General features: G+C 37.7%; 11 protein-coding genes. 10 read left to right on the forward strand and 1 reads right to left on the reverse strand.

Annotated features, from left to right (window positions below; translation table 11 throughout):
- The first annotated feature begins 142 nt into the window (after positions 1–142).
- The 3 genes from metF to RE431_RS02600 are packed head-to-tail and all read left to right on the forward strand — an operon-like array spanning position 143 to position 3,008.
- On the forward strand, positions 143–1,099 hold the full coding sequence (gene metF / locus RE431_RS02590) for a methylenetetrahydrofolate reductase [NAD(P)H] (protein WP_309560395.1): 957 nt from the start codon (positions 143–145) through the stop codon (positions 1,097–1,099).
- Positions 1,100–1,158: 59 nt separating this feature from the next.
- A complete protein-coding gene (locus RE431_RS02595) occupies positions 1,159–2,262 on the forward strand; it encodes an acyloxyacyl hydrolase (protein ID WP_309560396.1) in 1,104 nt (367 codons plus the stop codon).
- Positions 2,259–3,008, forward strand: a complete 750-nt coding sequence (locus RE431_RS02600; protein WP_309560397.1) for a head GIN domain-containing protein — start codon at positions 2,259–2,261, stop codon at positions 3,006–3,008. The genes RE431_RS02595 and RE431_RS02600 overlap by 4 nt, the downstream gene beginning before the upstream one ends.
- Here the strand turns inward: RE431_RS02600 and gldA are convergent.
- Positions 2,995–3,912: a gliding motility-associated ABC transporter ATP-binding subunit GldA gene (gene gldA / locus RE431_RS02605; protein ID WP_309560398.1), complete on the reverse strand. Its 918-nt coding sequence runs from the start codon at positions 3,910–3,912 to the stop codon at positions 2,995–2,997. The genes RE431_RS02600 and gldA overlap by 14 nt on opposite strands.
- 351 nt (positions 3,913–4,263) lie before the next feature.
- On the opposite strand from gldA, the gene RE431_RS02610 reads away from it, so the two are divergent.
- The 7 genes from RE431_RS02610 to RE431_RS02640 all read left to right on the forward strand — a co-directional run bounded on the left by RE431_RS02610 (position 4,264) and on the right by RE431_RS02640 (position 11,658).
- Positions 4,264–5,091 (forward strand): prephenate dehydratase, encoded by an 828-nt coding sequence (locus tag RE431_RS02610; RefSeq protein WP_309560399.1) that lies wholly within the window; start codon positions 4,264–4,266, stop codon positions 5,089–5,091.
- Complete coding sequence (locus RE431_RS02615; protein WP_309560400.1) at positions 5,088–6,233, forward strand: pyridoxal phosphate-dependent aminotransferase; 1,146 nt, start codon at positions 5,088–5,090, stop codon at positions 6,231–6,233. The genes RE431_RS02610 and RE431_RS02615 overlap by 4 nt, the downstream gene beginning before the upstream one ends.
- Positions 6,230–7,114, forward strand: a complete 885-nt coding sequence (locus tag RE431_RS02620; protein ID WP_309560401.1) for a prephenate dehydrogenase — start codon at positions 6,230–6,232, stop codon at positions 7,112–7,114. The genes RE431_RS02615 and RE431_RS02620 overlap by 4 nt, the downstream gene beginning before the upstream one ends.
- Positions 7,104–8,192, forward strand: coding sequence for a chorismate mutase (locus RE431_RS02625; RefSeq protein ID WP_309560402.1), 1,089 nt, complete (start codon positions 7,104–7,106; stop codon positions 8,190–8,192). The genes RE431_RS02620 and RE431_RS02625 overlap by 11 nt, the downstream gene beginning before the upstream one ends.
- 97 nt (positions 8,193–8,289) lie before the next feature.
- The gene (gene rsgA / locus RE431_RS02630; RefSeq protein WP_309560403.1) at positions 8,290–9,237 is read left to right on the forward strand and encodes a ribosome small subunit-dependent GTPase A; all 948 of its coding nucleotides are present in this window, start codon (positions 8,290–8,292) and stop codon (positions 9,235–9,237) included.
- Positions 9,237–9,689: a D-aminoacyl-tRNA deacylase gene (dtd, locus tag RE431_RS02635; protein ID WP_309560404.1), complete on the forward strand. Its 453-nt coding sequence runs from the start codon at positions 9,237–9,239 to the stop codon at positions 9,687–9,689. Before rsgA ends, dtd begins: the two co-directional genes overlap by 1 nt.
- A 52-nt stretch (positions 9,690–9,741) precedes the next feature.
- Positions 9,742–11,658: a DUF3857 domain-containing protein gene (locus RE431_RS02640; RefSeq protein ID WP_309560405.1), complete on the forward strand. Its 1,917-nt coding sequence runs from the start codon at positions 9,742–9,744 to the stop codon at positions 11,656–11,658.
- The last annotated feature ends 2 nt before the right edge of the window (positions 11,659–11,660 follow it).

Below are 11,660 nucleotides of genomic sequence, written 5' to 3' on the forward strand. Positions count from 1 at the left end.
AATAAATTCAGCTTGACGAAAATTTGAAAGATATAGTTAACGCGTTAGGGATTGCAGCGGCATCCTTTTTTTCAGAAAAAGATATAGCGAAAAGCCCGGCCGGAAAGGCAACGCCCAGAATAAAAAGAAAAGTAAAATATCCATGAAGATCACAGAACATTTAGCGGCTGCCAAAAACCGCACCGTATTCTCTTTCGAAATTCTGCCGCCGCTAAAGGGCCAGAATATTAATTCAATTTATGAGAGTATAGATCCTTTGATGGAATTTAAGCCACCATTCATTGATGTGACCTATCACAGGGAGGAGTATGTGTATTCTGAAAGGGAAAACGGCCTTCTGGAAAAGAAGATCGTTCGAAAACGGCCTGGAACTGTGGGAATCTGTGCGGCAATCCAAAGCAAGTATGGTGTTGACACTGTCCCTCATATTTTATGCGGTGGATTTTCCAAAGAGGACACCGAGAATTTCCTGATAGACCTTGATTTTCTTGGAATCAAAAATGTCATGGCACTGCGCGGAGATGCGGTGAAAAGCGAAACTTATTTTAAACCGGAAGCCGACGGAAATAATTTCGCTAAAGACCTGGTGTCGCAGATCGTGGAATTAAATGGCGGGAAATATCTTGATGAGGTAATTGAAAAAGGTCATAACACCGATTTTTGTGTTGGTGTGGCCGGATATCCCGAGAAGCACATGGAAGCTCCAAGCATTGATAAAGACATTCAGCGATTAAAGGAAAAGATCGAAGCCGGAGCCGAATATGTGGTAACCCAAATGTTCTTTGAAAATGAACGGTATTTCGATTTTGTAGAAAAATGTCGAGAAAGCGGAATTACAGTTCCTATCATTCCTGGTTTAAAACCGCTGGCTACCAAGAAACAACTAAGTATAATTCCGCATAGATTTCATGTGGATATGCCGGATTGCCTGATTAGGGAAGTTGAAAAATGTAAAGATAACCAGGCGGTTAGACAGGTTGGGGTAGAGTGGTGTATTCAGCAAAGTAAGGATCTTATCGCTGGAGGCGCGCCAGTTCTACATTATTATTCAATGGGGAAAAGCACAAATATTCAGAAAATCGCATCGGCAGTTTTCTAAAGAATTACATTTCAACCAATAGGCAGTTTTTTTCGTAAATATGTTAGATTTGCTCTCGTATGAAAAGAATTGCCCCATTGCTCTTCTTCTTTTGTGGTCTGTTTGCGCAGGCTCAGGAAGAGAAACCCAAGAAGTATTTTTCCTTAGACGCCAGTTATTTTTACGGTACCATATTGGAACATAATCCTGATATTGCTCATCTTATTACAGATCATCCAAATGGTTTTCTATTGAGTTTTAACAGGAAAACCTATGGATTGGAAAAATGGGAAAGCAGGTATAATTATCCTGATTTTGGGTATTCATTTATCTATCAGGATATGAAGAATCCATACCTGGGAAAGAACTATTCAGTTTACGGGCATTTTAGTTTCTATTATCTGAAAAGACTTTTAATGTTTAGAATAGGGCAGGGAGTTGCTTATACTACTAACCCTTATGACGCTGAGACCAATTACCAGAATAACGCTTACGGAACGAGATTTCTGAGTTCTACTTACCTCATGGGGAATATTCACAAAGAGAATATTATTGGAGGGCTTGGTATAAATGCTGGGGTGACGATAATCCATTATTCCAATGCCGATCTTGGTTCACCTAATCATAGCACCAATACTTTTACTTTTAATGTAGGATTGAATTATTTACTGGATTATAAAGAGCATCCAGATTATATTCCGCGTGGTCCCAAAGAAAAGTATACGGAGCCTTTTCATTATAATTTTGCCTTACGAAGCGGTGTGAATACATCCGGGGTTGTGGGTTCACCAAGACTTCCGTTTTTAACTTTATCGGCTTACGCAGATAAAGTACTGAATCGTAAAAGCACCTTGCAAGGTGGAGCAGAATTATTCTTTTCAAGATCACTGGAAGAATTTATAGAATATCAGGCTGCAGCTTTTCCACAGAAAGGAACAACAGGAGATGAAGATGCCAAGAGAGTCGGGATTTTTGTGGGTCATAAACTTACATTTAATAAGATGTCTCTTATTTCCCATCTGGGCTACTATGTTTACTACCCATATACAGATTATGTGGAACAGGTTTATAACAGAATGGGTTTGCAGAGGGAGATCACAGATCATTGGTGGGCTTCGGCAACAGTTAGATCACATGGGGCTAATGCTGAAGCAGTAGAATTTTCAATTGGATACAGATTATGAAAAGACTGATATTTTTATTTTTAAGCATCACCATTTTAGGCTGTGATTCTGAAGATACAGGGGACTGTTTCCAGAAGGCAGGATCGATAGTTCAGAAGGAAGTTGAAGTTGAAACTTTCAATGAAATCATGCTTTACGATAAGATCAAACTATTTATAGAGCAAGGACCCGAGCAAAAAGTTGTAATTGAAAGTGGCGAGAACCTAATGAATGAGATCTCGGCTGAAGTGATCAATAATCAGCTGGTTCTTAAAAATGAAAATGTTTGTAATCTTGTGCGAGAATATGAGATCACCAAGATATATATCACGATTCCAGATCTTAAGTATTTACGCCACGCAGGGAATATTCCATTAGAAAGTATTGGAACCCTGAAATTTGATGATCTATGGCTGGTTTCTGAAAATCAGGACCAGGATCCTGAAATCCATACTAATGGAGATTTTATCTTGGATCTGCAGGTTGAAAACCTTAGAGTAACCAACGATAATTATTCACATTATTTCCTAACCGGAACTGTTCAGAATTTTGATGGCTTTTTTGCCGCTGGAGACGGCCGACTGGAAGCAAGAGACCTGATCGTACAGAATTATGATCTTTTTCACCGTGGAACTAACAAGTTAATTATAAATCCGCAGCAAAGTTTAAAGGGAGATATTTTTAGTTATGGTGATATAATTTCGGTGAATCGCCCTCCTGAAGTTGATGTTGAAGAGCATTTTAGAGGACAGCTTATTTTTGAGTAAGCTCAGCAAAAAGACTTTCCAGGTTCTTCGTCTTCTGATTTAGCTGAAGTGTCTTTAAGCCATTATCGTGAGCAAAATCGAATACTGCCGGGCGCATATCCTTATCAGTATCAAAAATCAGCTCATAAGTGAATCCACCGGTATTTTTAGCTGAAACCAGATGAGGTATTTTCTGTAAAGCAACTTCTTCGATTCGATAATCGAATTCCACGAAAATGATCTGGTCGTTACCCTGGCGCAATTCTTTTAAGTTCTTATCGGCAACAATATTTCCGTTATTGATGATAATTACCCGATCACATATCGCTTCTACTTCCTGCATGATATGCGTGGAAAGAAAAACAGTTTTACCAGCTTTGCCTTCAGCATTGTTCTTGCCAATATTCTTAATTAAATTCCTGATCTCCACTAGCTGATTTGGATCAAGGCCGGTTGTTGGTTCATCCAGAATTAAAACTTCAGGATCATGAAGTAAAGCAGCAGCCAATCCAACTCTCTGGCGATAACCTTTAGAAAGTTGGTCTATTTTTTTGTTAGCTTCGGGAGTTAAACCGGTAAGTTTTATAACTTCTTCAACTCTCTGCTTATCGATCTTGTAAACTGATGCGTTGAACCTGAGATATTCCCTAATGAACATTTCAGTATATAAAGGATTATGTTCAGGAAGGTAACCAATGCGTTTTTGAATTTCAGCGATTTGATCATTTAGATCTAATCCATCAATTTTTGCTTCTCCGCTATCAGCAGTTAGATAGCCGGTAAGGATTTTCATTAGTGTAGATTTCCCTGCTCCATTCGGACCTAGAAATCCAACGATCTCACCTTTTGAAATATCAAAACTTATCTCATCCAGCGCTTTCTGGCTTCCAAAATGTTTAGATATGTTGTTTACAGTTATAGACATAGCTTCAGAAATCAAAATTAGGAATAAATAATAAGGCAGCCCGATGAAAATATTTCAAAGTTTCAACGAAAATGAGTAGGTAAAAATTGTAATTTGTATTAAAACGTCATCAATTTTCCGAATTTCAGAAAACTGGGAATTTTGATTATAATTTATTTTGAATCTAAAATTTAAGCGCTACTTTAGTCTTTCATTATTATTGCAAAATGACAACAGTAATTAATTGGAACGCAATCTATTATTTTTATTTCTATACCAGAGATAGGATCGGGAATGCTATATGATTAATTTAAACATAGAATTATATAAAAGTCTCGATCTTAGATCGGGACTTTTTTTATTTATACCTATATGAATAAGAAAGTTGGGATACAGGGAATAAAAGGTTCATTTCATCATCTGGTGGCAATGGATTATTATCATAAAGATGTTTCGGTGATGGAGCATCTGTCCTTTCATGAGCTGGCCCAGAAACTCGCGTCCAAAGAATCTGATGAAGCTGTGATGGCCATTGAGAATAGTATCGCCGGGTCCATTCTCCCCAATTACACTTTGATAGATGAATATGATCTCAGCATTATTGGAGAACATTATACGCCGGTAAACATGAATTTGATGGCACTTAAAGGTCAGAAGATTGAGGATATTAAGAAAGTGTTCTCTCATCCTATGGCTTTACTTCAGTGTAAGGAGTTTTTTAAAAAATATCCGCATATAAAACTTATTGAAGATGCTGATACTGCGGAAGCTGCTAAAAGAATTTCAGATAAAGGGAAAATGAAAGTAGCTGCAGTTGCAAGTCCGGCGGCAGCAGAAATGTACGGACTAGAGATCCTGGCGAAAGAAATTCATACGATTAAAAGTAATGCAACAAGGTTTTTAATATTAGGCACTGAGAGACAGAAGTCAAACGGAGTTAAGTTAGATAAAGCTTCTTTGAAATTTGATCTTAGTAGTGATCGTGGCAGTCTGGTATCGGTATTGAACATTCTGAGAGACTCTTTTCTAAGTCTTACAAAAATTCAATCTCTACCTATCATTGATGAACCATGGAAATATTCGTTTTTCGTTGATGTCATCTTTGAGAAACCACAGGATTTTGAAAAGGCGGTGAGTGTTTTGAAACTGATGACAGAAGAATTAAAAATTTTAGGGATCTATAAAAACAATTTGTCATGATAACGGCAAAAAGACTGGATACAGTTCAGGAATATTATTTTTCGAAAAAGCTTCGGGAAGTCGCAGATTTGAGAGCTCAAGGAAAGGATATTATCAATCTTGGAATTGGTAGTCCAGATCTTGCACCTCCAGCTTCGGTTATTGAAGCTTTAAACAACGCACTTAATGATAATGGTGCACATCAATATCAGCCATATAAAGGCATTAAGGAATTGCGAGACGCGATCGCTGATTTTTACCAAAGATATTACGCATTGAAATTAAATCCTGAAACCGAGATCCTTCCGCTAATGGGAAGTAAGGAAGGTATCATGCATATTTCCATGGCTTTTTTAAATCCTGGTGATGAAGTGCTTTTGCCAGATCCTGGTTATCCCACTTATAGTTCAGTAGCGAAATTGCTTGAGGCTAAGGAGCGAAATTACAGCTTGAAAGAAGAAAATGCTTGGTTGCCAGATCTGGCTGAATTGGAAAAGCAAGGCTTGGAAAAAGTAAAATTAATGTGGGTGAATTACCCTCACATGCCTACAGGTTCCAAGGCTTCAGCTGAATTCTTTGACAATCTCACTGAATTTGCTGAAAAGCATAAGATCCTCATCGTAAACGATAACCCATATAGTTTTATTCAAAATGATGCTCCCAGAAGTATATTGAGTAAAGAGAAGCGAAGCGATTATGTGATGGAGCTTAATTCGTTAAGTAAGAGTTTTAATATGGCCGGATGGCGCGTTGGAATTCTTACCGGAAGTGAAAAAAATATCAATTCGGTTTTAAAAGTAAAATCGAATATGGATAGTGGAATGTTTTATCCTGTTCAGGCTGGGGCGGTTGAAGCCTTGAAACTTCCTGAATCCTGGTTTGAGGAGCAGAATAAGGTATATGCAGAAAGAAAAGTAAAAGTACTGGAGCTGGTCAACGAATTAGATTGTAAAGTTAAAGATGACCAGGCAGGTTTGTTCATCTGGGCAAAAGTGCCGGAGGGAAAAACTTCTGCAGATATCGTAGATGAGTTGCTTTATGAGAAAGATGTATTTATAACACCCGGTTTTATTTTTGGAGAGCAGGGAGAAGGATATGTTAGATTTTCACTGTGTGCATCTCTGGGTGCAATTGAAGAAGCACTAAAAAGAATAAAAAAATGAAAGTTTTTGTAATAGGTCTCGGGTTGATTGGAGGTTCATTTGCACTGGATCTGAAAGCGTCATTGAAAAATGTTAAGATCTTCGGAATAGATGAAAGGGAAGACCATCTAGAGCAAGCTCTGGAATTGGGTCTTATTGATACTAAAGCTGAATTAAATGATCTTAATATTGCCGACCTGGTTTTTCTAGCAATCCCGGTAGATGTATCGCTAAATGTACTTCCAAAAATACTTGATTTAGTAAATGACAATTGCGTTGTGATTGATGCAGGTTCTACAAAAGAACATTTATGTAAGACAGTTTCCAGCCACTCCAAAAGAAGAAATTACCTGGCAGGACATCCAATCGCCGGAACTGAATTTTCAGGACCTAAAGCGGCGATTCACGGACTGTTCAGAAATAAAACGAATATCATTTGTGAGGTAGAGAAGACAGCTTTCAAACTTCAGGAAAGAGCGCTGGAAATTTTTCAGGCAATTGGCATGAGAATTAGGTATATGGATCCTGCTTCACATGACCGGCATATCGCGTATGTATCACATCTATCGCATATCAGTTCATTTATGCTTGGGAAAACGGTTCTGGAAAAGGAGAAGAACGAGCGTGATATTTTTGATCTTGCTGGCAGTGGATTTGCTTCTACGGTAAGGTTGGCAAAAAGTTCACCCGCCATGTGGACGCCAATTTTCAATCAGAACAAAAAGAATGTGATGGAGACGCTGGACGAGTATATTTCAAATCTGAAACATTTCCGCCGGTTGATGGAAGAAGATAATTTTGAGGAAGTTTTCAGTGAAATGGAAAGAACAAATCATATAAGAGAAGTATTAAACGGATTAAATAAGAACGAAGAATTTAAAATAGTGGAAAATGGAAAATAAGAAAGAACTTAGAACGTGGTTGGACGATTTCGGATTGTCACATCCATTGGTGATTGCAGGACCTTGCAGCGCTGAAACAGAAGAACAGGTGTTAACGATCGCGCATCAGTTAAAAGATAGTGATGCGACTGTGTTAAGAGCGGGAATCTGGAAACCAAGAACAAGACCTGGTAATTTTGAAGGCGTTGGTGCCTTGGGATTAAAATGGCTTCAGAAAGCTAAAGAAGAGACAGGAATGTTAACTACGACTGAAGTTGCAAATCCTAATCATGTAGATCTTGCTTTAAAACATGATGTAGACATTTTATGGATTGGGGCAAGAACTACCGTTTCTCCATTTATCGTGCAAGAAATTGCTGATGCTCTTAAAGGAACTGATAAGATCGTATTAGTGAAAAACCCGGTAAATCCCGATCTTTCCCTATGGCTTGGTGCAGTTGAACGTTTGCATACGGCAGACATCAATAAACTGGGTGTTATCCATAGAGGTTTTTCTGCTTATGAAAAGACCAAATACAGAAATAACCCGGAATGGCAGATCCCAATCGAGCTGCAGAACAAATTTCCAGATCTTCCACTAATTCTTGATCCTTCACATATTGCAGGTAGGAGAGATATCATTTTTGATCTGTGCCAGACTGCATTAGATCTAAATTACGATGGTATCATGGTAGAAACTCATCATACTCCAGATAAAGCATGGAGTGATGCTGCCCAGCAAATTACACCAGAAACATTGATTCAAATTATGAATGATCTAAAAGTGAGAAAAGAAGTTTCAGCCAGTGAAGATTTTCAGAATAAATTAACTGCTCTGAGATCTAAGATCGACATAACAGATAGCCAGATCCTGGAAATACTTTCTAAAAGAATGAAAATTTCAGAAGAGATAGGTCAGGTTAAAAAGGATCAGAACGTTGCGATTCTTCAAACCAAAAGATGGAATGAGATTTTGGGAAAAATGGTTCTTGAAGGGGAAGAGAAAGGGCTTAGCGAAGAATTCGTGTTAAGAATGTTCAAGGCGATTCACCAGGAGTCAATTAATCATCAGCAAAAAATCCTTGACGGAACCAGGTAATTTGAAAGCAATCGTGCTTAGTATGTGCGGTCTTGAATTAAACCTATAAATTTGCAATGAAAATTATATGATTCAGGATATGAATAATTTAGCATAAATGCAGGGAACGGTTTATAAATCTACAGGTAGCTGGTATCAGGTGAAGGCGGAAAATGGTGAATTCTACGAATGCAGAATTAAAGGAAAATTCAGAATTCAAGGAATTAAAAGTACCAATCCGGTAGCGGTAGGAGATGAAGTGACCTTTGACCTTGAAGAAGGAGTAGAAGGCAATACCGGAGTCATCAAGAAAATAAAGGAACGGGAGAATTATATCATTAGAAAATCTGTGAACCTTTCAAAGCAAACTCATATTATCGCTTCGAATATCGATCAGGTTTTTCTCCTCGTGACCTTAAATAATCCGCCAACACTTACCACATTTATAGATCGATTTCTGGTGACAGCGGAGGCATACGACATTACAGCGGTCCTTTTATTCAACAAGGTAGATACCTATACAATTGAAGAACTTGCGGAAGTTAAATACCTGGCTGAACTTTACAGAATCGCCGGTTATGAGTGTATCGGGATCTCTGCTAAAAACGGTAAAAATGTAGATAAGGTTAGAGATAAAATGATTGGTAAAACCAGTATGATCTCAGGACATAGTGGAACCGGAAAATCTACCCTTATCAATGCTATAGAACCTACTCTGGATCTCAAAACTTCTGAAATTTCCAGGCAACACAGCCAGGGACAGCACACCACAACTTTTGCAGAAATGTTCGATCTCACAATCGATGCCAGAATTATTGATACTCCGGGCATAAAAGGTTTTGGAGTAGTTGACATGGATAGGGAAGAGATCGGAGATTATTTTCCTGAATTCTTTGAACGTAAACAGGATTGTAAATTTCATAACTGTCTTCATATAGAGGAACCTAAATGTGCTATAAAAGATGCATTGGAAGAAGGAGAGATTGCCTGGTCCAGGTATAAAAGCTATTTGCAGATCATGGAAGGTGAAGAAGACAATTACAGAGTAGATCAATATCAGAAATAATGAGAGCAGTAATACAAAGAGTTTCAGAAGCTTCAGTAACCGTAGATCATAAAGTTTGCGCTGTAATACATCAGGGTTTATTGATATTATTGGGAATAGAGGCGGAAGACACGGAGGATGATATTGATTGGCTTTGCCGTAAGATCATTAATATGAGAATATTTAATGATGATGAGGGAGTGATGAATGATTCTCTAAAAAGTGTTGACGGAGACGCGATCATAGTTAGTCAGTTTACCCTTCACGCAAGTACAAAAAAAGGAAATAGACCTAGTTATATTAAAGCAGCCAAGCCGGAGATCGCTGAACCAATGTATTTAAAGTTCATTGCGAAATTTGAACAAGAATTAGGCAAAGATGTAGGCATTGGTAAGTTTGGAGCCGACATGAAAGTTTTATTATTGAATGATGGGCCGGTTACAATTATAATAGATTCGAAAGAAAAACGTTAAAAAGAGTTAAAATTTTATATATTGCGCCCAGATCAAATTCTCTTTTTAATTAATGCGCAAGAAAATTTTGTATTTCCTGCTACTGGCTACTTTTCCGTCGGCCTATGCTCAGCAGGAATATGCGACATCTCATATAGCTCCAGAATTACTTCAAAATGCTGATGCGGTAATTAGAAGCATTCATCAAAAAACTGTTATTGAAGATCTTAATAAGGTTGTGACCTATACAACCCGTGTTATTACTATTTTTAATGAGCAGGGTGAGAATTTTATAGATGCCTACGAATATTACAGTGATGGCGATAAAGTGGAAGATCAGGAAGCTCTAATCCTTGATTCGGCTGGAAATGAGATCAAAAAGATAAAGCAGAAAGATTTTAATGATGTTAGTGCTTATGGTTCTTCCACATTATTTTCAGACTCAAGAGTTAGCTTTCTTGATTATACAGCAAGAAGATATCCCTATACCGTAGTTTACACCAGTGAATTTGAAAGAGAAAACTCTGTATTTCTTGATAGCTGGCACCCTGTTGAAGGTTATGATATAAGTATAGAAAAGGCGGTTTTCGAATTAGAGAATCCTCAAAATTTTCCTATTAGGCATAAAGAACTGAATTTGAAGGGTTACGATATTTCCAGATCTAATTCGAATGGGAATTTCAATTATTCAGTAAAGAATATACCTGCAAGAAGATCAGAGCCGCTGAGTCCGGATCTCAATAATACAATTCCAAAAGTATTATTTTCTCTGGATGTTTTTGAATTGGAAGGCGTTCGTGGTAAAACTGTGGACTGGAAGCAATTTGGGAAATGGATGCATGATAATCTTGTGCAGGGTCATGATGAATTGCCGGCTTCTACTGTAACCGAGATTACTTCACTTACCAAGGATGCGGAAACTTTAGAAGAGAAAGCAAGGATCATCTATCAATATGTTCAGGATAAAACAAGGTATATATCTGTTCAATATGGAATTGGTGGATGGAAGCCGGAAAATGCAACATCGGTAGATCAGCTTGGTTATGGTGATTGTAAAGCGCTTACCAATTACACGAAAGCCTTATTAAAAACGCAAGGAATAGATTCTTTCTACACTGTTATCTATGGAGGAGCCAAGCGAAACATTTCTCCAGATTTTGCTTTGATGCAGGGAAATCATGTGATTTTGAACATTCCCAGAAAAGATTCTACAGATATTTGGTTAGAATGTACCAGCCAGAAAGCACCATTCAATTACCTGGGAGATTTTACAGATGATCGTTATGCCTTAAGGGTTTCAAATGACGGAGGAGAGATCATTAAAACTAAAAAGTATGATGCAGAGGAGAACCTTCAGCAAATAGAATGCCTGCTTCAGTTGAATGAAAATGGTGGTTTTCATGCAGAGTTTACACGAGCTTCCTTTGGCGTGCCTTATGGAGATAAATATTATCTCGCAGATAAAGATGAGGATGAACTAAAGGAACATTATCGCAATAGCTGGGCAAGGTTTCAAAATTTGAAGTTTGGAAATATCGAACTTGAAAATGATAGAAATAACATCAAATTTCAGGAGAAACTAAAATTTTCCGGGGATAGACTGGCTACTAATGCAGGAAATCGTCTACTTATTCCTTTAAATTTTATTCAGCAGCAAAGTCTGAATATCAGAGCGACCAGCGAAAGAACCATGCCGCTTCATGTGAGTCGTGGTAAAACATATAAAGATCATTTTATTTTCCAACTTCCAGAAGGTTTTGAGATCGAAGCCCTACCAGAGAGTCAGAACATTGCTTCAGATTTTGGAGAATTCTCAATTAAAATTACTGCTTTAGAGGATGAAAATTCCGCCATTGAAATTGAAAGACTTCTTGTGATCAAAGAAGGAGAATGGCCTAAAGACCGGTTTGACGAATTCCAGTTATTTCTTGGAATGGTAAGCAGGTTAAACAATCTAAAAGCGGTTATAGTAAATAATGCAAAATCCTAAAA

Origin of the sequence: Christiangramia sediminicola (assembly GCF_031344135.1) — a bacterium.
GTDB classification, from domain to species: domain Bacteria; phylum Bacteroidota; class Bacteroidia; order Flavobacteriales; family Flavobacteriaceae; genus Christiangramia; species Christiangramia sediminicola.